The following is a 23,394-nucleotide window of genomic DNA, read 5'->3' as shown; positions in this document are numbered from 1 at the left end:
CGTTGAGCTGCTGCAGCAGCTCAACGGCTCCCTGGCAGCTTTGTATGAGATGGCGTCCGAGGTGCGTTTCCGCGCATCACTGATGCGCCTGCACACCTTGATGACGGGCGTCTTTGCCGCCGCGGTTCTTGATGGGGAGGACAGCGACTCCAGCACGGCGATCGGCGACCTCGCCGAGGCGCTTCTGGCAGATCTGGAGCCGTTGGTGCCATCGTGTCAGAACGCCGCGGATCTGGTGGAGCGCCTGGATACGGACATGCGTTCGGTAGTGTCCGATCTGGACCGGATCAATCGCCCGTTTCAGCGTTGGATTCGTGCCCTGCAGGACGAGGGCGCGCTGCCGCTGGTTGAGGATGTTGATGTCCAGGCGCTTCTTCAGGAGGCGGTGGAGCTGAGCGATACGGGGTTCCCGGAGACGTCCTCCCTGGCTGAATTGGCGGCCAAGGCGCGTGGTGCAGTCGTTACCCTGGATGCGTCCGCTATCCGCGACCGCGTGGCGACGGTCCGCGAGGCGCTGGCAAGAATGCCTTGAGTCATAGTGGTCGTCGCGACACCGTTGTGTTGCTGTCAACTGAGATACGTTAACCTCACCATGGGTCGGGTCCCATCCCGCTCCCGCCGTCACCTCTGAGGGAGCGTGGCGGTCGTGACGTCTCACCCCAGGGTGTCCATGGTCTGCATAAGAAAGGTCGCTTGTGTCCACCAAGCTCGTCATCGTCGAGTCCCCCAACAAGGTCCGCTCCATTGCCGGATACCTGGGCAAGGACTTCGACGTCGAGGCCTCGGTCGGCCATATTCGTGACCTGGCCCAGCCGTCCGAGCTGCCCGCAGCCGAGAAGAAGGGCCCGTACAGCAAGTTCGCTGTCGACGTAACCGACGGATTCAAGCCCTACTACGTGGTCAACCCAGACAAGAAGAAGACGGTCACGCAGCTGCGCAAGGCCCTCAAGGACGCCGACGAGCTCTACCTGGCCACCGATGATGACCGCGAGGGGGAGGCCATCGCCTGGCACCTGCTGGAGGTGCTCAAGCCCAAGGTGCCGGTCAAGCGCATGACCTTCACCGAGATCACCAAGGAGGCAGTCACCCGCGCCCTGAGCAACACGCGTGACCTGGACACGCACCGGGTGGACGCCCAGGAGACCCGCCGCATCCTGGACCGGCTGGTCGGCTACGAGGTCAGCCCCGTGCTGTGGCGCAAGGTGCGTGCCGGCCTGTCCGCCGGGCGCGTGCAGTCGGTGGCCACGCGCCTGGTGGTCGAGCGCGAGCGCGAGCGCATGGCCTTCAAGGCCGCCGGCTACTGGGGAGTGGAGGCCCAGCTGTCCACCGACCTGGCCGCCGGCAGCTCACTGCGGCCCACCGCGGTGGACAGCTCGTTCACTGCGCGCCTGACCGCCCTGGACGGACGGCGCGTGGCCACAGGGCGTGACTTCACCGACGCCGGGGTACTGCGGCCTGCCGCCGTCAAGGCGGGAACCGTGCACCTGCACGAGGGGGCCGCTCGCGCCGTCGCCGACGCCATCACCCGCGCCGTGCCGCGCGTTGCCGAGGTGGAGGACAAGCCCTACCGGCGGCGCCCGGCGGCACCCTTCACCACCTCCACCCTGCAGCAGGAGGCGAGCCGCAAGCTGCGCATGAACCCGCGCGAGACCATGCGGGTGGCGCAGGCCCTGTATGAGAACGGCTTCATCACTTACATGCGTACCGACTCCACGGTGCTGTCCGGGCAGGCCGTCGCCGCCGCTCGCAGTCAGGTGGCCGAGCTGTACGGCGCGGAGTACGTCGCGCCGAAGCCGCGCGTGTACGCCACCAAGACCAAGGGTGCCCAGGAGGCCCACGAGGCGATCCGGCCCGCCGGCGACCACTTCCGCACCCCCGCCCAGGTGTCCGGCCAGCTTACCGGCGCCCAGTTCCGACTGTACGAGCTGATCTGGCGGCGCACGGTCGCCTCCCAAATGGCCGATGCCACCGGCTCCACGGCTACCGTGCGGGTGGACGTGCCGCTGCGCCCCGCGGACGGCGGCTCCCGCGATGCCGGCATTACCTTCAGCACTGCCTCCCTCAGCGCCTCGGGCACAGTCATCACCTTCCGTGGCTTCCTGGCCGCATACGAGGAGGGGCGTGATGCTGAGCGCTACGAGTCGGAGAACACGCCCGCGGTGGCGGGCAGCGCCGATGCCGCTGCGGCGGGTGAGGGCGCCGGAGCCGGCGGGGCCGCCGCCGCGAAGGCGGGCAAGGACCGGGAGGTGCGCCTGCCGGCCATGATCGCCGGGCAGGAGCTGGCCGCACTGGCTGCCGAGGCCGCCGGGCACGAGACCACGCCGCCGCCCCGCTACACGGAGGCCTCCCTGGTCAAGGCCCTGGAGGAGCGGGAGATCGGCCGGCCGTCCACGTACGCCTCCATCATGTCCACCATCTCCGACCGCGGTTACGTTGAGCACCGTGGCCAGGCACTGGTGCCCACCTGGCTGGCCTTCGCGGTTACCCGGCTGCTGGAAGAGAACTTCAGCGAGCTGGTCGATTACGACTTCACCGCCTCCATGGAGGCAGACCTGGACCGTATCGCCTCCGGCGAGGAGGACCGGGTCGACTGGCTCACCCACTTCTACTACGGGCCGCAGGGGCAGGCGGGTGCGGGCGTGAACGACGCTGCGGCGTCGGGACCGGCGCCCGCGGCAGCGGGGCCTGCGGGGGAGAGCCAGGGGCTCAAGGCCCTGGTTGACGGGCTGGGTGAGATCGATGCCCGCGCCGTCAACTCTATTGACATCGGTGAGGGCATCACCCTGCGCGTGGGCCGCTACGGGCCCTACCTGGAGGACGCCGAGGGCAAACGCGCCAATGTGCCCGGCGATCTGGCGCCCGACGAGCTAACCGTGGCCAAGGCGCAGGAGTTGTTCATCCGCGCTGCCGATGACGGGCGCGAACTCGGCACCGACCCGTCCACCGGGCACACCATCGTGGCTAAGGATGGCCGTTACGGCCCCTATGTCACCGAGATCCTGCCTGAGCCGGAGACCGGTGAGGCGGAGGCTGCGGCCGGCTCGGCGTCGTCGAGGAGCGGTGCCAAGACTGCCCGCCGGGCCCGGAAGGGACCCAAGCCGCGTACCGCCTCACTGTTTAAGTCGATGGACTTGGCCACCGTTACCTTGGAACAGGCCCTCGACTTGTTGAGCCTGCCGCGCGTGGTTGGCCAGGACGCCGAAGGTGTTGACATCACGGCGCAGAACGGCCGCTACGGGCCCTACCTGAAGCGGGGCACTGACTCGCGTTCGTTGGAGAGCGAGGAGCAGCTGTTCACGGTGACCCTGGAGCAGGCGCTGGAGCTGTTCGCCCAGCCCAAGCGGCGCCGTGGTCAGGCGGCTGCCCGCGGCCCCCTGCGGGAACTCGGCACCGATCCGGCCACGGGGCGTCCGGTGGTGATCAAGGACGGCCGCTTCGGCCCGTACTTCACCGACGGGGAGACGAACGTGACGCTGCGTCGTGATGATGACCCGGCCACGGTCACTCCCGAGCGCGCCTATGAGCTGCTCGCGGAGAAGCGCGCTAAGGGACCGGCCAAGAAGCGCACGACCCGTAAGGCCACGGCTAAGAGGACCACCACCAAGAGGGCGACCGCGAAGAAGTCCACCACCAGTAAAACGAGCGGCTGAATCAGGCTGCCCGGCTCGCCGGCTCACCGCACTTTGGGGTGTGGTTGCGGCGGGGTTGCCCGGGAGTCGGTCGGATCGGTGGACATCCTGGCTGAGACTTCAGCAGCCGCTCCGGACGTGCTGTCATGAAAAACGGTGCGAGTCGGGACGCCTCCGAATAATGCGGCAGCCTGTGACCCGACTCCGGCCACAGGCTGCAATGTGGGCGCCGCTGAGGACGCCTTGGCTTGTTAGGCGCTGTTAGGCGCTCTGAGAAGGTGCAATCGCCTCCTGCTTCCGCCTCTTGAGGATGAGGACGAGCGTGATGACGAATTCAACCACCGTAAGCGCCCCCATGGCGATGCTGATGGCAGGAATCTTCACGGGCGCATCACTCAGAAGGATGTAGTCCCACAGGAAGTGGGCGGTTACCAGCAGGCCGATGCTCTTGGTGTAGTCGTACATGAGCGCGTAGAACAGTCCGGCGATGAAGGTTGACACCAGCTGCGACAGTGTGCCGGTCAGGGGCTGCCCGGCGAGGATATTCACCGCGTGGAGCAGGCTGAACATGGTTGCGGAGACGAGCAGGGCGCCGTTGACGCGCCTGCCGTTGGGCTCACCCAAGTAGGCGGTGTAAAGGACGCGGCGGAACATTATCTCCTCTGCAAGTCCCACCAGGAACGCCACCGCCAGCGGCGTCATGAATGCGGCGCTCAGCTGCCCGTTAGTCAGTAGGTAGTAGGCCGCCATGCCGACGACCGGCACAAAGATCACCAGGAAGAGCGTGTAGCTCCTCGGACCGGTGGGAGCGGGCAGCTGCTTTCGCAGAGCGAGGAAGCAGCCGACCGCGCCCAGGGCCAGCAGGCAGAAGAACGGAAGCATGGCCCTCGCATAACCGGGATCGTTGTAACTCGTGTTGAAGAGGTGGCGAACGGTCAGGTTCGCGATCCCCATGGCGAGGATGTAGAGGAGGGCGGACTTGAGCGCGGTGCGCGCGATGTCGGTCTTTGGCATAGTGCCTCCTTATAGCATCTGTTAGTTGGTCATTGGAAATCGGGTTCCAACGCGAAGATTTAATGGGGCTCTTCCGGTTTGCGGGTGTGGTGGTTCGCCGTTTGGTGGCTGGTGCGCGTGCCTGGGTGGGTTGGCGTGCTGGGTGTGGCGGTTGTGGCGTGCCGGGAGTGGCGGTCGGTGTCCGGGGCTGTACTGGCGCGGTGGTTCGTACACTCTGACCGGCGGTTCGCGTGCCCTGGTTGACGGTTCGTACGTTCTCGCGACGGTTCGTACGTTCTGGTCGACGATTCGTACCTGGTGGTGACGGTTCGTACGGTAGGGGTACGTAGCGTCGCGGGAAGTGCCGAAGCGCAGGTGCCAAGTGCCGAAGTGTCATACGAAGTGCCGAACCGTTGCGCGGGTGCCGATTTGTCATTCCGGGGCGCACGCACGAACCGGCCCGGTCCGCGCCCTTCACAGCGGTGTACTGCTCCACTCCGGTGATCACCTCCCCGTAGTGCCTGGGGTGCGGTAGCAGAGTCGCTGGAGCTACTGGCCGGCGCCGTCAGCGGTTGCCGCCCCGGTCCAGGTGCCGCATGGCCTCAATGATTTCGGCGATTTGTCAATGCCTTCAACACGGCCGGAGCCGTCGGCCCGAGCACCGCGCTTGTCTACTTGGACCATCTGCGTGCGCCTATGGGCAGATCCGGGGAGGCATGGCTGGTTCAGGTAGGTGCGGCTGGTTCAGACAGACATGGCTGTTCCAGCCAGGCGCGGGCCAGGCAGCCGCGCCCTGGACACCGCCCGACCTCACTCCCGGCGCGCTCACACCGGACGAGCTGCAATAGCGGCTCTTTGAGTCCGAGGCTTGGGGTTTTGCGGCTCGGCGTGAGCCCAGCCATCGTATGGAGTTCTACGTGCCAGCCTTTTGCGGCAGCGGTAGAGGCGCGCCAGCGTGCACGCGCTGGTGTCATGGAATGCACCACTTTGGGACTCACTGCCGTCGGTCCCGCTGGCTGTGTGCGCGGAATCGTGCGGTTTGTCGGATTCGGAAGAGGATCCGCAGTCGGAAAGTGGTGCATTTTATGACAGGGACAGGGCGGGGACCAGCCCTGTCCTGGCACGGTCTGCGGCTACCCTGACGCCGTGAACTTGTCCGCTTTCGCCCCGGTGCCGCCTGCGCACGCCTATCCCGGCCTGTTCGTCTCCTTCGAGGGCGGTGACGGAGTCGGCAAGACCACCCAGATCGAGCTGCTGAGCGAGGCGCTGGGCAAGTCCGGTATCGCCCACCGGCGCACACGTGAGCCCGGCGGCACCGAACTCGGTGCACAGATCCGTCGGCTGCTGCTCCACGGCGGTGAAGTGAGCCCGCGGGCGGAGGCCCTGCTGTATGCCGCCGACCGCGCCCACCACGTCGACTCGGTCGTGCGTCCCGCGCTCGCTCGTGGTGAGGTGGTACTGACCGACCGCTATTTGGATTCCTCAATCGCCTACCAGGGCGCCGCTCGGGCGCTCGGTCCCCAGGAGGTGCGCGACCTGTCCCTGTGGGCTGTCGAGGGTCTCCTGCCGGATCTGACCATCCTGCTAGATGCCGAGCCTTTCGTCGGCGCCGCACGCGCCGGCGCGCGCGGGCCGAGCGATCGCCTGGAGCAGGAGCCAGTCGCCTTTCACTCCGCACTGCGCGAGCAGTTCCTGGTACTGGCGCGGCAGGAGCCCGAACGCATCAAGGTCGTTGACGCCGACCGGCCTGTGGAAGAGGTGGCCGCCGAGGTGTCCGGACTAGTTGAGGGGCTCATTGCCGTCCATGGGACGGGGCGCAGCTGAAGGCCTTCCGCGCCCTCTCCCGCCGAGGTCGGTGGACGTTACGTGCCGAGGTCGGTAGACGTAACGTCAAAAATGATGACAAACGGGGGCGTCGACGTCCACGACGCTCTTGAAAATGGCGAAACCATGCGGGTGCCGAACCGCTGTGAGCGGCCACGCGAGTCGTTTGTCATCGATTTTGACACCCGGGCCGCTCCGCGGGACGTGAAGGTAGGTCGAGCTGTCCGCCGGGGCGAGCAGGCAGGTGCTCTGGCGGGCTTTGTGGCTGAACGTGTCGGCGGTTGCCGTTAGCCTGGTGCCGTGATCCAGTCTTTGACGCCCGCCGCGGAGAACGCAACCAGGTGGTGCCTCGGATGAGCGTGTGGGCCGATGTCGTCGGCCAGGAGAAGGTGGTCGCCGCCTTCCAAGCTGCCGCGGAGGCCGCACGCATGAGTGTTGCCGCCCGCGGCGCGGCTGCCGACGCCGCACGCGTGGCTGCTGGTACTCGGGGGGGTGATTCCAGCCCCGCTGAAATCGGCATCACCGACTCGGCCGGCGCTGTCGATACGTCGGCCATGACCCACGCCTGGTTGGTGACCGGGCCGCCCGGCTCCGGCCGGAGCGTCGCCGCCCGCGCCTTCGCAGCAGCCCTGCAGTGCACCGGGGAAGTACCCGGCTGCGGGGTGTGCAAGGCCTGCCGCGACGTGATGAGTGGCGCCCACCCGGATGTGGTGCGCATGGCCACCGAGAAGCTCCTGATCACGATGGACGAGGTCAAGACGCTGATTGGGGAAGCGCAGCGCCGTCCCTGGACCGGCCGGTGGCGGGTGATCCTGGTGGAGGACGCCGACCGTATGGCCGAGCGCACCACCAACGTGCTGCTGAAGTCCATTGAGGAGCCGCCCCCGCAGACCGTATGGATCCTGTGCACGCCCAGCGCCGACGATGTACTACCCACCATCCGCTCCCGCTGCCGGCTGGTGACGCTGCGCGTTCCGCCCGCCGACGCCGTGGCCGAGCTGCTGGTGCGCCGCGACGGCGCCGACCCGGAGCTGGCGGCCCGCGCCGCCCGCGCCAGCCAGTCCCACATCGGGCTCGCCCGCCACCTGGCCACTGACGCCGGCGCCTGGGAGCGGCGCCGCCGCTTGCTGCTCGCCCCCATCTCCCTGCGCAGCGTAGGGGATGCCGTGCTGGCCGCCGCGGACCTGGTGGACGCCGCCGAGGAGGAGGCGAAAACGGCCACAGCTGAGCGTGACGCCGCCGAGAGGTCGGCGCTGCTGCGCGCCCTCGGGCTGGAGGACGGCGCGCGCGTGCCGCCGTCGCTGCGAGCCCAGGTACGTCAGCTGGAGGAGGACCAGAAGCGGCGCGCTCGGCGGGCCCGCACCGACGTGCTCGACCGGGCCATGATTGACCTGCTGTCCTTCTACCGGGACGTGCTGGCGGTCCAGCTTGGCAGCGACGTGGAGCAGGTCAACATCGACCTTGCCGAGGCCGTCTCACAGGTGGCCGCCGCTACCGTACCGCGCCAGTCGCTGGCGCGCATCGGTGCCATTGAGGAGTGCCGTGAGCGGCTGCGGTCCAACGCCGCGGTGCTGCTGGCGGTCGAGTCGCTCATGGTGCAGCTGCGCCCCCAGGCCTGAGCACCGCAGGGGCGCGCCGATTCCGCCCGTGGCAGGTCTAGCGCGGCTCGGCCGTGGCGGTATCCGCCGGCGCCAGCTCGGTGGCCGCCCAGGAAGACAGCAGCCGCAACGCCTCCGCGCTCGCGCTGCCCGGTTCCACCCCGTACACGAGCATGCTCATGCCGGGGGTGGTCGCCATGGCGGCGGACTCGTAGCACAGGTGAATCTCCCCGACGATCGGGTGGTTCACGACCTTCTCGTTGCGGCACACGTAGCGGACGTCGTGGCGCGCCCACAGGTCGGAGAACTCCCGGCTGCGCGTGGACAGCTCCCCGATGAGTGCCTGCAGGCACGGGTCGGTCGGGTCCTCGCCGGCGCGCAGCCGCAGCATCGCCACCAGGTCCTCTGCGCCTGTCTGCCAGTTGGGGAAGAATTCCCGTGCACGCGGGTCCAGGAAGATGAAGCGGGCCATGCTCGGATGCTCGGCTGCTACCTCCGGGATCGGGTCCACGAACATGGGGTGGTACAGCGCCCGTGCCATCGTGTTGGCCGCCACGTAGTCTCCCGAACCGTTGCGCACCGCAGCAGGCATGGGCATCGCGTCCAGCAGCCACTGGGTGTCCGGCCGTATGGTGCAGCTGTTGGCGCGCCCGCGCCGACGCCGTATCCGCCCCATAGGGGTGACGGTGCGGGCTAGGTCGATGAGGTGCTGGCGCTCGGCGTCATCCAGCAGCAGCGCGGAGGCGAGCGCTTCCAGCACCTCATCGGAGGCGCCGGCTGCATTGCCCCGCTCCAGGCGCGTGTAGTAGTCCACGCTCACCCCTGCGAGCATGGCGACCTCCTCGCGGCGCAGCCCGGGTACGCGGCGGCGCCCGCCGACGACGGGTAGGCCCACCATCTGCGGCTGCACCTTGGCCCGACGCGTGGTTAGGAAGTCCTTCAACTCAGCGCGGGCGTCGGCGGGCATGGGGGAGGACGACTGGCTCATGCAAGCAAGGTTAGACGCCAGATGTAGGGCGAGGCAGGCCCGCCCAGGCCCTGTCAGGCGTTTCGGCACGACGCTGGGGCGAGCCTAACGGCTGGGTCGCAATGGGGAGGAATCCACCTTGCACAGTCAGGGCCGCTTGAGCACGTAACCGTAGGCTGCACGCGTGAGTACTCATTCGGGACGCCCCCGCCGCGTTCTCGCGGCTCTCACCGTCGTCCTCACCGCGACTGGCCTGGCCGCGTGCGCGGTGCTGCTTCCCGCCACTGATGTCAGCCCCTCCGCGGCGGCCCGGGCGACCGACGCCGCCGCCTCGGTGCCCGCCGGCCTGGAGGACTTCTACTCCCAAGACGTCGACTGGTATCCGTGCGTTGATACGGGCATGGCCGAGGCCGAGGGCGCCGCCGACTTCACCTGCGCCTATGCGAGCGTGCCGCTGGACTACTCCGATCCGAGCGGGCGGCGCATTGATATCGCGATGAAGCGCCGTGCCGCCACTGGCACCGCGATCGGCAGCCTGTTCATCAATCCGGGCGGACCGGGAGGGTCGGGTGTCAGCCTGGTGGAGTCCGCGGAGGGCTACTTCTCAGACGCCCTGATGCGGTCATACGACGTGATCGGCTTTGACCCGCGGGGCGTGGGCAGCTCCACCGCCATCGACTGCCTGACCGATGCCGAGCTGGATGAGGAGCGCGCTGGGTCGGGGGACCAGGCGAGTGCGGGCAGCGAGGCGTCGGACGCCGCTGCTGCCCAGGACGCGGTGGCGGAGTATGTCGAGTGGTACGAGGGCAAGTGCGCGGCGAACACTCCCGCTGACCTGCTGGACCACGTCGACACGGTCTCTGCGGCCCGGGACTTGGACGTGCTGCGCGCCGTCATTGGCGAGGACCTGCTGACTTACCTCGGCTATTCCTACGGAACATACCTAGGCGCCACCTACGCCGAGCTCTTCCCCAGCAACGTGGGCCGCATGGTCCTCGATGGCGCAATCGACCCGACTCTCAGCGCCGGGGAGGTCACCTTGGGGCAAGCGGCTGGCTTTGAGAAGGCGCTGCGCGCTTATGTGGAGGACTGCCTCAGTGGCAATAAGTGCCCGTTGCGGGGCGATGTTGATGCCGGCGTCTCCCAGATCCAGGACTTCCTGCAAGTCACTGCGGATGCGCCGATTCCGACTTCCGACCCGGACCGGCCCCTGACCTATTCGCTCGCGGAGTCTGCGATTTTGGGGATCATGTATCAGTCGGAGTCATGGTCGGTGCTGAGTGAGGGGCTGGACCAGGCGATGAATCATGACGACGGCTCGGTGCTGCTGCGCGTCGCCGATCTGTTCGCCTCCCGGCAAAGTGACGGCACCTACAGAGGCAATGGCAATGAGGCGATCAATGCCATCAACTGCCTGGACTATCCCGTGGTCGGCGACGCCGACAGCTGGGAGGCGGAGCGCGAGCAGCTTGAGGCGATCTCTCCGACCTTTGGCGCGGACCTGGGTTATTCCGACCTGTACTGCAGTGTCTGGGGGCATGCGTCCAGCCGGGAGCGCGCCGAGATTCACGCCTCCGGCGCCGCCCCGATCCTGGTGGTGGGCACCACCGGTGACCCGGCCACGCCTTATGCGTGGTCGCAGGCCCTCAGTGAGCAGCTGGAGGACGGCCATCTGGTCACCTGGAGGGGTAATGGGCACACCGCCTACGGGCGAGCGGACGCCTGCGTGGCCGATGCCGTTGACAACTACCTGCTGGCGGGCGTCCTGCCGGAGGAGGGGCTGACCTGCGGCTGAGCGCCTGCCGGGAGCCTGCGGGGCAGGCCGGCAGGGCAGGCCCGCGTGCCAGAGTGCCGACGGCGGGTGGCCGGGGCGCATTGGCGGCGGGCGTTTCAGTGGCGGGTGGCCGGCGCCGTGAGCTCTCCGGCCAGGTCTCGGCCCATCCACTTCCCCAGCTCGGCACCGCGCAGCCCCTGGGAGGCGAGGAACTGCAGCTTCGCATAGGCGGCCTCAAGCGTCATGTCGCCGCTGCCGACGGCGCCGGCCTGTGCCGCGCCCGCGCCGGCGGCATAGCGCCCGAGCGCCACCTCTCCCTGAGGGCACTGCGAGGCGATCACCACCGTGACCCCGTCCCGGACCGCCTGGGCCAGCACGTTGACCGGGCCGTCCGCGGCCGCGGGCAGGTTCCCCACGCCGAATGCGCGCACGATCACGGCCACGGGAGCTGGTGTCAGTGCGGCCTTCAGGCGCGCGGAGCTGAGCCCTGGTGCCATGTCGATTACCGGCACGTCGTGGGCAGTGTAGGGCAGTGGCGCGGACCAGCCGACACCGGTGCGCGGGGCGCGGGGCGACCAGTGCCAGGGCGCGCCGGCGACGGCGAGCGGGGGCGTGTTTGGTGACTCGAAGCCCTGTAGCGACCAGGTGGAAGTCTTCGTGGCCCGGTTCCCGGCCAGGAGGCGGCCGCCGAAGAAAAGGTGTACCCCGCGGGGCGCGCCCTGGGTGAGCGCGTATACGGCTCCGGTGAGGTTTGCGGCGGCGTCGGAGTCGGTTGCGCCCAGCGGCAGCTGCGAACCGGTGACCACGACCGGTTGCTCGAGGTCGATAAGTGCATAGGACAGCGCAGAGGCCGTATAGGCCATGGTGTCGGTGCCGTGCAGCACGACGAATGCGTCTGCGCAGCCGGCGTGGCGCTGTACGTCGTCAATGACTTGCTGCCAGGTGTACGGGGTGGTCTCCGCGGAGTCAAGCAGGGGTTGCAGGGTGGTGAGCGAGTATGTTGCTCCGGGCGCCGACGACGTTCCCGGGGCAGGTGATTGTGGTGACGGTGGGATGGTCGGAGGTCTCGTGCATACGGTCTCGGTGAATCCTGGAATCAGCCTGGGCAGCCAGCCTCCGAGGTCGGCGCCGGGCTGGAGCCCGCGGGGCGAATCGATCATGCCGATGGTGCCGCCGGCGTAGGTGAAGTGGATGTGCATATGGCCAGGGTACGCAGCTCTGGGTCCGCTTTTGTGCTGCAAACCACCTCACGTGATTGGGCTGCCGGATTGCGTGTCCCGGCCTTCACGCGGTAGCGTGCGTGTCGCCGCTGCGGCGGCAGGCCACCTTAGCTCAGTCGGCAGAGCGATTCACTCGTAATGAATAGGTCGTGGGTTCGATTCCCACAGGTGGCTCTGAGCTTTCGCCTCCCCCAGGGGTTCGTTCAACGCTGAAACATACTCCGACTTGCCGGTTATTGGATTTCCTTGCTTCAATTGGCCATATATGCCTATCCTGTTACCCGGGATGGTCCCGCGCTAGAGGCGGGGCCCGCATATGTCTGTGGCAAGGAGGACCAATATGGCACAGAAGACCCAAATTGTGCTTGTGGATGACATCGACGGCTCTGAGGCGACTCAGACCATTACCTTTGCTCTCGATGGCGTCACTTACGAGATCGACCTCAACGAGGAGCACGCCGCCGCCCTGCGCGAGTCGATCGAGGAGTGGACCGTGAAGGCGCGCCGCCGCGGCGGACGCCGCACGCTGCGCCGTCGCCCGCCGACGGGCGTCACCCAGAAGATTCGTGAGTGGGCGCGTGCCAACGGCTACGAGGTCTCGGACCGCGGGCGTATCCCCGCCCCGGTCCGTGAGGCCTACATGGCGGCTAACAACCCCAGCAACAACGGCTGACCTGGGCGTTTCACGCCCACCCGGGCGCGGTGCCGCGGCGTATTCGCCCGGCGCCGACGCCGAAGGCACGTTTTCCGGGCCCCTGGGTCCTTTTTAGGACCCAGGGGCCTGGTGGCACCCGGCCCGTCCTGGCACAATGTCCTCATGGCTTACACCCTTGTGCTGCTCCGCCACGGCGAGAGCGATTGGAATGCTAAGAACCTGTTCACCGGCTGGGTGGACGTCGCGCTGTCGGAGAAGGGGCGTGCCGAGGCCGTCCACGGCGGTGAGCTCCTCAAGGAGGCCGGCGTCCTGCCCGATAAGCTCTTCACCTCCGTGCTGCGTCGCGCCATCATGACGGCGAACCTCGCCCTGGATGCCGCTGACCGCCACTGGATCCCGGTGGAGCGGCACTGGCGCCTGAACGAGCGCCACTACGGCGCCCTGCAGGGTAAGAACAAGAAGGAGATTCGCGAGCAGTACGGCGACGAGCAGTTCATGCTGTGGCGCCGCTCCTATGATGTGCCGCCGCCGGCCATTGAGCTCGGCTCCGAGTTCTCCCAGGACGCCGACCCGCGCTACGCCGGCGAGCCGATTCCCGCCACCGAGTGCCTGAAAGACGTCCTGGCCCGGCTGCTGCCGTACTGGGAGGAGACCATCGTCCCGGAGATCAAGACCGGTAAGACGGTCATGATCGCCGCCCACGGTAACTCGCTGCGTGCCATCGTCAAGCACCTTGATGACATCTCCGATGAGGACATCGCCGGCGTCAACATTCCCACCGGTATTCCGCTCGTCTACGAGCTCGACGAGGAGACCCTGAAGCCCATCAAGAAGGGCGGACGCTACCTGGACCCCGAGGCCGAGGCGAAGATCGCCGCGGTCGCCAACCAGGGTAAGTGAGCCTGCGCGCCGTCCACTAGGACCTGCGCAGCCCACTACGGGCATCCGGCTCCGCGCGTGCAACTTGCAGCACCCGGAGCGCCCGACCCTGAACTCTGGGTATCCGATTCTGAATCCGATTCTGGGCACCAGCAATGGCGGCGGGGCGGGTGGCGTGACTAACGCGCCCCCGCCCCGCCGCCTACGCCTCGGAGGGGCCGGGCACCGTGATCCCTGAAACCAGGTAGGCCATGCGCCGGGCAACCGACGTCGAGTGGTCCCCAAAGCGCTCCAGGAAGCGCCCCATGAGCACCGCGTCCACTACCTGCTGGCGGGATAGCTCGATGCCCGGATCGAGAATCATCTGGAACGACTCCCGGTGCAGCGCATCCAGCTCGGCGTCGCGGCGCTGGATCGCGGCGGCCAGCTCCAGGTCCTGGGTCTCAATGAGAGTGCACACGTCCCGGCCCGCACGCACGGCGGCGTCGGCCATTTTCACCATCAGGCCGAGGACGGGCTCGGGCACGGGAGCCTGCGGGTAGCGGCCTCGGGCGATGGCTGCGACGTGGCGGGCCAGGTCTCCCTGCCGCTCCAGGGTCTGGGCCATGCGCAGGGCGGAGATGACATTGCGCAGGTCACGGTCCACCGGCTGCTGCCGGGCCAGCAGCATCACGCACATGTCGTCGATGTCGCGCTGGAGGTCGTTTATGCGCTCGTCGGCGTCGATGACCTGCTCGGCGACGATGATGTCCCCGGTGCGCAGCGACTCGGCGGCGCGCTCGATGGCGGTGGCCACCTGCGCCGCCATTGACGCCAGATCCGTGCCCAGCTGTTTCAGTTCCTGGTTGAAGATGTCGCGCACGTTTAGCCTCTTCCCCGTCACGGCCGCGGAGCCGGGCTCGCGGAGCACCCGGCTACACCTCTACCCTAGGGGGCGTGGGAACCGTTTGGCTGATCATCGCGGTTGCCGTCGCGGGTGTCGCGGCCGGCGCCGCGGCGGGACTCGCCCTGGGGCACGCCACCCGTGACGCCCACGGCGACGGGATAGTCGCCGGATCCACCCTCGAGCGCGACGGCCTGATCCCCATCCTTGCGGCGCTGGGATCCGTAGTCGTGCTCCTCGACGACGACGGCGAGGTCCTGCGCGCCTCCGCGGCCGCCTACACCTACAACATCGTGCACGACGATGAGGTCAGTGAACCGCAAGTCGCCGAGATGGTGGAGCGCGTGCGCAGCACCGGGAAGGCCGCTGAAGCCGAGATCACGGTGGCACGCGGGCGCGTCGTCGGAGCGGGCAACTTCCACCTGCAGATCCGCGTGGCCGGCATCGGCCGCGGTCGGGTGCTGGTGCTGATTGAGGACCGCACGGCGGCCCGCCGCGTGGAGGACATGCGCCGAGACTTCGTCGTCAACGCCTCCCACGAGCTAAAGACGCCAGTCGGGGCGATCTCGCTGCTGGCGGAGACGGTGCGCGAGAACGCGGACGATCCAGCGCTGGTCGCCGACTACGCCGAGCGGATGAGCCGGGAGTCTCGGCGCCTGGAGCTGCTGGTGGGTGACATCATTGAGCTCTCCCGCCTGCAGGACGGCGACGCGCTGGTCGAACCCGAGGACGTCAGCGTTGATGAGGTGGTGGTGGACGCCCTGGATCGGGTGCGGGTGGAGGCGGACGCCAAGGAGGTGGCCCTTGTGTCCGGCGGCGTGGAGGATCTGCACGTACTCGGTGACGCCTCGCTGTTGGTGACCGCCGTCAGCAACCTGCTGGACAACGCGATCCGCTACTCCGACCCGCGCACGCGTGTGAGCGTGGGCCTGAGTGTGGACACTGACGATCCGGAACTGGTGCGCATCGCCGTCGTCGACCAGGGGATCGGGATCCCCAAGGAGGCGCAGGAGCGCGTATTCGAACGGTTCTACCGGGTGGACAAGGCCCGGTCCCGGGCTACCGGAGGCACCGGGCTGGGGCTGTCGATCGTCAAGCATGTTGCGGCCGATCACGGCGGCACCGTGGAGCTGTGGTCAACACCCGGCAGGGGCAGCACCTTCACCTTGGTGCTGCCGCGGCACCGGACCGCGGCGGAGGTGGCGGGGCCTGCCCCCGAGGCGGTCCAGGCCGTGGCCAGGGGTGCTGCCGGAGCCTCCTTCGCGGCTATCGCCGCGATCTCCGACGCGCCCGCCCCGCGCGAGGCGCACACCCCACCCCCCGCAACGCCGGGCGCTGAACCGGAGGAGGAACGTCGATGACCCGCATCCTGCTGGTGGAGGACGAGGAGAACTACCGGGAGCCGTTGGCGCTTAATCTGCGGCGCGACGGCTTCGAGGTGGTGGAGGCGCAGGACGGCGCGGCCGCTGTGCGCCGCTTCGAATCCGCCGCGGGCCCGGACGGCCCCGGTCCCATCGACCTGGTTCTGCTGGACCTCATGCTGCCGCGCATGTCCGGTGCGGAGGTATGCCGACGGATCCGGCGCAGCTCCCGCGTCCCCGTCATCATGCTCACGGCGCGGGACGCGGAGATGGACAAGATCGCCGGGCTGGAGCTCGGCGCGGATGACTACGTCACCAAGCCCTACTCCTACAGGGAGCTCATTGCCCGGGTGCACGCAGTGCTTCGGCGCACCGCGGAGGAGGCTCCGGAGGAGTCGGTGCTCACTGCAGGGCGCGTGACCATGGATGTGGGCCGCCATGAAGTGAGCGTGGACGGGCAGCTGGTCGCCATGCCCAAGCGTGAGTTCGAGCTGCTTGAGCTCTTCTTGCGCCACCCCGACCACGTGCTCACCCGCGGTCAGATCATTGAGCGCCTGTGGGGTGCTAACTATGTGGGGGACACCAAGACACTTGACGTCCATGTCAAAAGGATCCGCGCCAAGATCGAGGAGGACCCGAGCTCCCCGAGGCTCCTGACCACGGTTCGCGGCGTGGGCTACCGCCTCGTTGCCGGGGCCTGACCCGCCGCCACCGGTTGCGCCGCACTCCCATGTGAGCTAGCTCCCCGGTCTTCGGGCGTCATTACCTGATAAACTATTACCCCGCGATTAATCTGGAGTGACCTCACACATGACATTCGAAGTCGGCGAGACCGTTGTCTATCCCCACCACGGAGCGGCTCGGATCATTGATATCCGTCAGCGCAAGGTCAGGGGCGAGGAGAAGACCTATCTGCAGCTCGAGGTCGCGCAGGGTGACCTGACGATCCTGGTCCCGGCGGACAGCGTCGACCTCATCGGGGTACGCGACGTGGTAGACGAGTCCGGGCTGGAGCGCGTGTTCGAGGTGCTGCGGGCCCCGCTGACGGAGGAGCCCACCAACTGGTCGCGGCGTTTCAAGGCCAATCAGGAGAAGATCGCCTCCGGTGACGTCATCAAGGTGGCTGAGGTCGTGCGCGACCTGTCCCGCCGGGACACCGACCGAGGCTTGTCAGCGGGGGAGAAGCGCATGCTCGCCAAGGCCCGCCAGATCCTCGTATCCGAGCTTGCCCTCGCGCAGAAGACCGCCGAGGAGGAGGCCGAGAACACCCTTGACGAGGTCCTCGGCTCCGGCACGGCCGCCTGACGCTCCTACTCCACCCGGCGCGGGCCGGTCCCCGCGGGATCGGCATTGCCTGATGCGCCGGGAGGAAGATACCCGCTGGTAGGGTCCCGTACATGCCGGACGCAAGCACAGGATCCGCCGTCGCCGTACTCACCGCCGCCGGCTCGGGCACCAGGCTAGGCGCCCGGGGGCCGAAGGCGCTGGTGGAGGTTGGCGGCGAGTCGCTGCTGCACCGCGCCGCCCGCGGCCTGCTCGAGTCCGAGAGCCTCGACCACATCACCATCACCGCCCCGGACACCCAGGTGGAGCGCTTCACTGCGGAGGTGGCGGACATGGCCGGGGACGGGCAGATCACAGTAGTCGCCGGCTCACCAGCGTCCCGGCAGGCGTCGGTAGCGCTCGGACTAGCGGCGGCACTCGCAGCCCGACCCGGCGCCGAGGTCGTGTTAGTGCACGACGCCGCCCGCGCACTGACACCGCCCGAGCTGATCCGCCGCGTCGTTGCCGCCGTGCGCGCCGGGCACGACGCCGTCGTCCCCGGCCTGCCCGTGGTCGACACAGTCAAGGAGATCGACGGTGCTGGGCCGAATCCGGCCGGGGAGCAGGTTCGTGGTATCGAGGTCGACTACGTCGTCGGCACGCCGGACCGTGCGCGGCTGCGCGCCATCCAGACTCCGCAGGGCTTCACGCGCAGCACCCTGGAGACGGCGCACCGCCTGGGCGCCGACGTCGCCGGAGATGAGGCGCGGGCGGCACGGGATGACGCCTCCCTCGTCGAGGCCATGGGGAAGCGCGTCGTCGTCGTGGCGGGAGACCCGCTCGCCCTGAAAGTGACCACGCCACTGGATCTGGCCCTCGCTCGGATTCTCGCCCGCCGGGAGCCGGTACAGCCGTAGGCTCGGAGGCATGCGGCCACATGTACCGGGACGGGACTCAGAACTAGGCTCGGCGCTCAGCTCCACTGGTGGAGTGGGTCGCGGCTACAACACGTCCGCGCGTGCGAAACTGCTGACGTGGCCAGTGCTTGCCTGGGGGCTGTGGGACTGGGGCTCGGCGGCCTTCAACGCAGTGATCACCACCTTCGTCTTCTCGGTCTACCTGACCAGTGCCCCCTTCGGTGACCCCGCTGATAGTGAGTCCGCGCTGTCGGTGGGGCTGACCATTGCGGGAGCCTGCATCGCCCTGCTGGCCCCCGTGACCGGGCAGCGCTCCGATCGCGCCGGCCGCAGCGTGTTCTGGCTCGGCGTCTACACGGCGATCGTCGTTGCGGTCAGCGCCGCCCTGTATTTTGTGCTGCCCGAGCCTGGGTACCTGTGGCTGGGCATCACGCTGCTAGGGGTCGGCAACGTGTTCTTCGAGTTGGCGTCCGTCAACTACAACGGGCTGCTCTCGCGCCTTGCCACCAAGGATCGGGTCGGTGCCGTCTCCGGGCTCGGCTGGGGGATGGGGTACCTCGGGGGGATCGTGCTGCTGCTGATCCTGTACGTCGGTTTTATCAGCCCGGAGGTCGGCTGGTTCGGGGTGACCGACCAGGACGGCATGGATGTGCGCGTGTCGATGCTCGTCTCCGCCGGCTGGTTCGGTCTGTGCGCGATTCCGGTGCTGGTTACCCAGTCAGGCAAGCGGGCTTGGCGGCGGTGGGCAGCTATCGAGGACACCGACTACGGTGCGGCCCGTTCGCTGGCCGGGCTGGAGACCGAGCCGGCAGACCCGGTGCAGGCACCGCCGCGGATTATGCGCCACGAGTCCCTGGTGGCCTCCTACAAGCACCTGTGGCGTACCCTCGTGGGACTGTACCGTACCCATCCGGAGGTGCTGTGGTTCCTGCTGGCCGCCGCTGTCTTCCGTGACGGGCTGGCCGGGGTCTTCACCTACGGCGGGATCATTGCCCAGAACACCTTCGGCTTCTCCCCTGCGGACGTGATTGTGTTCGCCGTGGCGGCCAACGTAGTCGCCGGTGTTGCAACCATCGCCGCCGGGCGACTGGATGACCTGCTGGGGCCGCGCCGGGTCATAATTGGGGCGCTTGTCATTTTGGTCGTCGCCGGGTTGCTGGTATTTCTGCTGCACGCGGCGGGGGCGCGCGTCTTCTGGGTGCTGGGACTTGTGCTCTCCGGCTGCGTGGGCCCGGCGCAGTCGGCGGCGCGCTCGTTTCTGGCACGGCTAGTACCGCAGGGACGCGAGGGCGAGATCTTCGGTCTTTACGCCACCACCGGGCGGGCGGTGTCCTTCATGGCGCCGGCGATGTACGGCGGTTCGATCTGGCTGGGGACCCGGATCATGGGTGGCGGCGCCGGCTATTGGGGCATCCTCGGCATTGTCACGGTGCTTGCTGTGGGGCTGCTGCTCATGCTGCGAGTGCACGACCCCTCGGGCCGCATCAGCGTTGGTGAGTGACGCCGCCCCCGCATATACGCGCATGGCCTGAGACTCTCAGTGGTGTCGTCGTCCCGGCTGAGCGGCCCCGCACGCTTACGAGTGCCACCAGCTCCTTGCCACGGGGAGTTTTGCCCGTCATTTCAACATTCTCATATTTTGGACGAAAACGCGGATGTGCTCCTGCGTGCGCCGCAGTCGGCGGCGCACGCAGGAGCACACTGACAATGTTGACTCAATCGAGTTTTCCGCCTGATTCCGCGGAATTGGTGATCGGCCCTGAGGGCTGAGCGTGCGGCGGAGTCAGTCGTCGGAGACGGTGATGGTCACCGGGATGTTGCCCCGAGTGGCGTTGGAGTAGGGGCACACCTGGTGGGCCGCCTCTGCCAGAGCCTGAGCCGCATCATGCGGCTGGGCGGGAATGACAACCTCCAACTCGACGGCCAGGCCGTAGCCGCCCTCACCGTTGGAGCCCATGGAGACTCGGGCGCCGACGCTGGAGTCGCCCAGTTCGGCCTTCTGCATGCGGGCTACACCCTGCAGGGCGGAGTGGAAGCAGGCGGCGTAGCCGGCGGCGAACAGCTCCTCCGGGTTGGGCAGGTTGGCTCCGGAGCCGCCCATCTCCTTCGGGATAGCCAGGTCGGTGTCGATGCGGCCGGTGGTGGAGGCGACGTGGCCGTTGCGGCCGTCGCCAGAGGCCAGGGCCTCGATGGTGTAAATCGGGGTGATGGCGTCGGACATGGTGGACCTTCTTATGTGGGAGTTGTGCTTGACCGTGTCGGGCCTATAGCCGACCGGGCATGGGCACAGTATGGATGCTTGTTGGAAGCCAGGTGGGAACTTCGCCCGGGAACCCGGAGTCGGCGTCAGGCGCGCAGGTCCGGGAAGTCCTCGGCCGCGTCGGATGCGCCCTCACGCGCCGCACGGTCCTCGTACTCGGTGCGCAGGCGGTCCAGGTCCTCCTTGGTCAGGGGGCCCTGCGTAGTGCCGTCGGAGCCGTCCTGGCGCTTCCAGGACACGGCCAGCCCGTCCTCGTAGCCGAAACGGGCCAGGTGCCGACCGGCAACCTCCTCCAGGCGCGGCAGCTCCTGGGCCGAGGCCGACAGGGTCAGGACGAGTGCGCCCTCCTCGCAAGCCAGGTCCACGATGCCGGCCACGGCCCCCTCGCGGTTGAACACCAGGTGACCGGTGGAGTCAGCTCCATTCCACTCGCCGTCGATCTTGCGGCTCATGTGGCTGACCAGGCGGCGGCCGTAGTCTGCCGGCTTATCGGTCGCTACACGCGCCACGGAGCGGGAGTCGAAATCGGGAGTTCCATTAGCGTTTACTGAATTAACGGTCATGAGACGAGGCTAGCCACGTGCCTTAGCCTCGCCTAGCCTTATCGCTCGCGGCTGAGTGCCCGGTTTGATGGCCCGTACCGGGAATACGGCGAGTACTTCAGGCGAGGGACTAGCCGCGGCCTGGTGCCGCTGAGCGTGCAGGGGCTGCGTCGGTGATGGTGCCCGAGCGACCCCCCGGCGCCGAGCGGCCGCCGAGCGCGCAGGGGTCGCGCCCATGGGAAACGTAAACGCGCTGAACGCGTGGAGCGGCCGCCGAGCGCGCAGGGGCCGCGTGTACCCGGGCAGGCGGCGGCCCGCCCACTGAATGCGCCTCCCCTTGGCGGTGTCCGCCCCTAAATCAGGCCGCACACTACGAGCTGCTCCTTGGTTGGGTGCTTGGCGCTGTCCACGGCGTCGCGCTCGTAGACGAGTACCACGGTTCCGGGCGCTGGCACCAGGTATCCGCTGCTGACAAGCGGGATATCGTTCGCGGCGACGAAGTCTTCCGGGGAGGCGACCTGGCCGAGGCCCAGGTGCAGCACGACCTTCTCGTTCAGGTCGAGGACGTCCAGGCCCGAGTGCTCAAGGTTCTTCTTCACGATTAGTGTGTCAAAGTAGCCGCGGCCCGTGGCCTGCTCCGTCAGGTCCCCGGCGGAGTACACCTGCTCCGTCATGGGGTCGAATACGACCGAAAGGGCCGGGCGGTAAGAGCGGTAGGCGTAAGCCTCCGGATCGCGGATGCCGAGTGTGCTCGCGGCGTTGGGGGAGATGGGGCGGTCCAAGTCCCCCAGCGTCACCGGCTGCGTGTCGGCATCGACCCCGGAAAGGGTGTCGAGGCTGACCGCCTCAATAGAGTATCCGAGTGATTCGGCGTCGAATCGAGTGCCAAGGCTCTCGCGGACCGCCGCGGGATCGCTGAAGCGCACGGTCCAACCATCCACGATGGCGATGCCGGTGTGATCCCGGTGGCTGTATACAGGAACGATGCCTTCCACGGTTCTGCTCGCTCCGGGGTCGGTATCCGGGGCCACGGTTACCTCGCACCACGTGGCGTTTTCAGAAATCGTGCTGGGGTCTGTGCACTTGGCTCCAAGAATTAGGGTCGAGTGCCCACCCTGAAGGAAGGGCGAATCGATCCGGGGCGTACCGGGACCCGAACCGCGCGCATACTCCGGCCTTTGTGCGCCGCTCTGATCGCTGCCGGCGCCGCGGTCCGGAAGCTCGGCCACGACGCTCCCATCGCTTAAGGACAGGACTTCGGCGCCCGCCGTGACTACGTGATCGGTGATCTGGAATGGGACCGCTGAGCCCCGCCAGTCCACAACGGTTCGCTCAAAGGTGACCTCACCGGTGGCGGTGTCCAGCGAGACGAACAGGCTTCCGTCGACCCCGGCGTAGACGATCACCAGGTGGGCGCGATCCGGCGACAGCGCCGCGTGGCAATGCACCTGCTCTTCTTCGCCGCAGGGCGGATCATTCAAGGCGAGGTGCGTGGTATGCGCCTTGCGGCGGTAGGACCATGTGGTTTCGCCGGTGCTGGGGTCCAGGCCCTCGGCGCCGTGTTCGGTGATGGCAATTGGCCCGGCCGAACCCGGGATGATGCCGTGGATCCGGTCCTCGGCTCGACGATCGAATACGCGTTGCCAAGTGAATTGGCTGCCGAGCGTCTCAGGCACGGGCTGTCCGGCCGCGGCGGCTACTTGGACCGACTGCGACACATAGACTCGGGCCGGTGCCGCTAGGGCTGTTACCGCTAGACCGACAGTCAGAATCATGGCGATCATCGCGGGCCAGTCCGCGCGCGGGCGCCTGAGTGTGCGACGCCGTACCCCGGGGGCCGCCACACTGGCTGCGCGCAGAAGCACTCCGGCCACTGCGCCCACTCCTAGTCCGGCGACGGCGACGGCATACTGCAATAGCACCGGGTAAGGGAGCCCGATGTCTTCCGACTGCTGCCACCACGATCTGCCGAGCAGGTAGGCGCTGATGGCGGGCGGTGCCGCCAGCAGAACCGTCATGAGCGCCATGGGCGCGTGCCTCCAGCGAGGACTCGCGCGAAGATCCTCCGCCATAGAAACGGCCGCTGCCCAGAAGATCGGGGCGAGGACTGCCAGGATCAGGATGAGGGATATGTCATCAATGGGCATTAGACCGATCAACGACCAGCAGGCGGCGACGATAAGCAGCATGCCCAACAGCAGCGCAGCCCGGACGCTGCGTCCGGTGAATGGCCTTCGCCCGCCTTCTGGGAGCGTACTCATCGTTATCCAAATGGCCGGGGCGAGAAGAATTAGGACCGGAATGAGCCCGGCGTCCGGTTGCAGCCTCTCCGGGAGTTCCGTATTGACGGTGATCCCGCGGCGCGCCCAGACTCCGGCAGTCCCTGCGATGGCGGCGGTAAGTAATCCGCCGGCCCGCAGTCCGCGCAGGAAGCCGGTGCGCTGGGCCTGGCCTCGGACCAGGTTCCTGCGCGGGGACCGCGAGCGGGTCCTGGCCGGGGAGGGCGTGGCGTCGTCGTCGGCGGCGGGGGAGGTGCGCATGCTGCCAGGGTGGCAGGAGGCGCCGCCCCCGGCCATGGGGCGCACTGCCCGCGGGCGGGCGTGGCGAGTCGGCCGTGGGCGGCCGACAC

Annotated in this window: 18 protein-coding genes, 1 tRNA gene and 1 pseudogene; 13 read left to right on the top strand and 7 right to left on the bottom strand. The window is 68.0% G+C overall.

Features of this window, described 5'->3' with window-relative positions; genetic code table 11:
• Positions 1-532: pseudogene (locus GZ997_RS03665) on the top strand (diguanylate cyclase); the annotation flags it as partial.
• A 163-nt stretch (positions 533-695) separates the two neighbouring features.
• Positions 696-3,650: a type I DNA topoisomerase gene (gene topA / locus GZ997_RS03660; protein ID WP_162678896.1), complete on the top strand. Its 2,955-nt coding sequence runs from the start codon at positions 696-698 to the stop codon at positions 3,648-3,650.
• Between the two features lie 240 nt (positions 3,651-3,890).
• Here topA and GZ997_RS03655 read toward each other — a convergent pair whose 3' ends face one another.
• Positions 3,891-4,643 (bottom strand): CPBP family intramembrane glutamic endopeptidase, encoded by a 753-nt coding sequence (locus tag GZ997_RS03655; RefSeq protein WP_162678895.1) that lies wholly within the window; start codon positions 4,641-4,643, stop codon positions 3,891-3,893.
• A 1,125-nt stretch (positions 4,644-5,768) separates the two neighbouring features.
• On the opposite strand from GZ997_RS03655, the gene tmk reads away from it, so the two are divergent.
• Complete coding sequence (tmk, locus tag GZ997_RS03650) at positions 5,769-6,446, top strand: dTMP kinase (protein ID WP_162678894.1); 678 nt, start codon at positions 5,769-5,771, stop codon at positions 6,444-6,446.
• A gap of 353 nt (positions 6,447-6,799) precedes the next feature.
• Positions 6,800-8,065, top strand: a complete 1,266-nt coding sequence (locus GZ997_RS03645; RefSeq protein ID WP_162678893.1) for a DNA polymerase III subunit delta' — start codon at positions 6,800-6,802, stop codon at positions 8,063-8,065.
• Positions 8,066-8,102: 37 nt separating this feature from the next.
• Here GZ997_RS03645 and GZ997_RS03640 read toward each other — a convergent pair whose 3' ends face one another.
• A complete protein-coding gene (locus GZ997_RS03640) occupies positions 8,103-9,032 on the bottom strand; it encodes a helix-turn-helix transcriptional regulator (protein ID WP_161923481.1) in 930 nt (309 codons plus the stop codon).
• A gap of 163 nt (positions 9,033-9,195) precedes the next feature.
• Here GZ997_RS03640 and GZ997_RS03635 point away from each other — a divergent pair, with 163 nt between their 5' ends.
• Positions 9,196-10,806 carry an alpha/beta hydrolase gene (locus GZ997_RS03635; protein ID WP_161923482.1) on the top strand — a complete coding sequence of 537 codons (1,611 nt, stop codon included), beginning with the start codon at positions 9,196-9,198 and terminating at the stop codon, positions 10,804-10,806.
• A gap of 95 nt (positions 10,807-10,901) precedes the next feature.
• Here the strand turns inward: GZ997_RS03635 and GZ997_RS03630 are convergent, their stop codons facing one another.
• The gene (locus tag GZ997_RS03630) at positions 10,902-11,984 is read right to left on the bottom strand and encodes an asparaginase (protein WP_161923483.1); all 1,083 of its coding nucleotides are present in this window, start codon (positions 11,982-11,984) and stop codon (positions 10,902-10,904) included.
• A 122-nt stretch (positions 11,985-12,106) separates the two neighbouring features.
• On the opposite strand from GZ997_RS03630, the gene GZ997_RS03625 reads away from it, so the two are divergent.
• The 3 genes from GZ997_RS03625 (at position 12,107) to GZ997_RS03615 (ending at position 13,560) form a co-directional block, all read left to right on the top strand.
• Positions 12,107-12,179, top strand: a tRNA-Thr gene (locus GZ997_RS03625).
• Between the two features lie 166 nt (positions 12,180-12,345).
• A complete protein-coding gene (locus tag GZ997_RS03620; protein ID WP_136194231.1) occupies positions 12,346-12,678 on the top strand; it encodes an Lsr2 family protein in 333 nt (110 codons plus the stop codon).
• A 144-nt stretch (positions 12,679-12,822) separates the two neighbouring features.
• Positions 12,823-13,560: a phosphoglyceromutase gene (locus GZ997_RS03615; protein ID WP_161923484.1), complete on the top strand. Its 738-nt coding sequence runs from the start codon at positions 12,823-12,825 to the stop codon at positions 13,558-13,560.
• A 181-nt stretch (positions 13,561-13,741) separates the two neighbouring features.
• Here GZ997_RS03615 and phoU read toward each other — a convergent pair whose 3' ends face one another.
• A complete protein-coding gene (gene phoU, locus GZ997_RS03610; protein WP_162678911.1) occupies positions 13,742-14,401 on the bottom strand; it encodes a phosphate signaling complex protein PhoU in 660 nt (219 codons plus the stop codon).
• A gap of 74 nt (positions 14,402-14,475) precedes the next feature.
• On the opposite strand from phoU, the gene GZ997_RS03605 reads away from it, so the two are divergent.
• The 5 genes from GZ997_RS03605 to GZ997_RS03585 all read left to right on the top strand — a co-directional run bounded on the left by GZ997_RS03605 (position 14,476) and on the right by GZ997_RS03585 (position 19,464).
• On the top strand, positions 14,476-15,783 hold the full coding sequence (locus tag GZ997_RS03605) for an ATP-binding protein (protein WP_161923485.1): 1,308 nt from the start codon (positions 14,476-14,478) through the stop codon (positions 15,781-15,783).
• Entirely contained in the window at positions 15,780-16,484 is a 705-nt protein-coding gene (locus GZ997_RS03600) for a response regulator transcription factor (RefSeq protein ID WP_162678892.1), read from the top strand. Before GZ997_RS03605 ends, GZ997_RS03600 begins: the two co-directional genes overlap by 4 nt.
• A gap of 109 nt (positions 16,485-16,593) precedes the next feature.
• Positions 16,594-17,088 (top strand): CarD family transcriptional regulator, encoded by a 495-nt coding sequence (locus tag GZ997_RS03595; RefSeq protein WP_161923487.1) that lies wholly within the window; start codon positions 16,594-16,596, stop codon positions 17,086-17,088.
• Between the two features lie 92 nt (positions 17,089-17,180).
• The gene (locus GZ997_RS03590) at positions 17,181-17,963 is read left to right on the top strand and encodes a 2-C-methyl-D-erythritol 4-phosphate cytidylyltransferase (RefSeq protein ID WP_162678891.1); all 783 of its coding nucleotides are present in this window, start codon (positions 17,181-17,183) and stop codon (positions 17,961-17,963) included.
• Positions 17,964-17,973: 10 nt separating this feature from the next.
• Positions 17,974-19,464 carry an MFS transporter gene (locus tag GZ997_RS03585; protein ID WP_162678890.1) on the top strand — a complete coding sequence of 497 codons (1,491 nt, stop codon included), beginning with the start codon at positions 17,974-17,976 and terminating at the stop codon, positions 19,462-19,464.
• Positions 19,465-19,746: 282 nt separating this feature from the next.
• On the opposite strand, the gene GZ997_RS03580 is transcribed toward GZ997_RS03585, so the two are convergent.
• From GZ997_RS03580 to GZ997_RS03570, 3 genes are all read right to left on the bottom strand, one after another.
• A complete protein-coding gene (locus GZ997_RS03580; RefSeq protein ID WP_202616245.1) occupies positions 19,747-20,184 on the bottom strand; it encodes an organic hydroperoxide resistance protein in 438 nt (145 codons plus the stop codon).
• 125 nt (positions 20,185-20,309) lie between these two features.
• On the bottom strand, positions 20,310-20,786 hold the full coding sequence (locus GZ997_RS03575) for a DUF2218 domain-containing protein (protein ID WP_162678889.1): 477 nt from the start codon (positions 20,784-20,786) through the stop codon (positions 20,310-20,312).
• Between the two features lie 332 nt (positions 20,787-21,118).
• Complete coding sequence (locus tag GZ997_RS03570; protein ID WP_162678888.1) at positions 21,119-23,305, bottom strand: hypothetical protein; 2,187 nt, start codon at positions 23,303-23,305, stop codon at positions 21,119-21,121.
• Positions 23,306-23,394 lie beyond the last annotated feature (89 nt).

The organism is Actinomyces sp. 565 (genome assembly GCF_010365615.1).
Lineage (GTDB): Bacteria > Actinomycetota > Actinomycetes > Actinomycetales > Actinomycetaceae > Actinomyces.
This window is presented reverse-complemented; position numbering and strand designations above follow the sequence as displayed.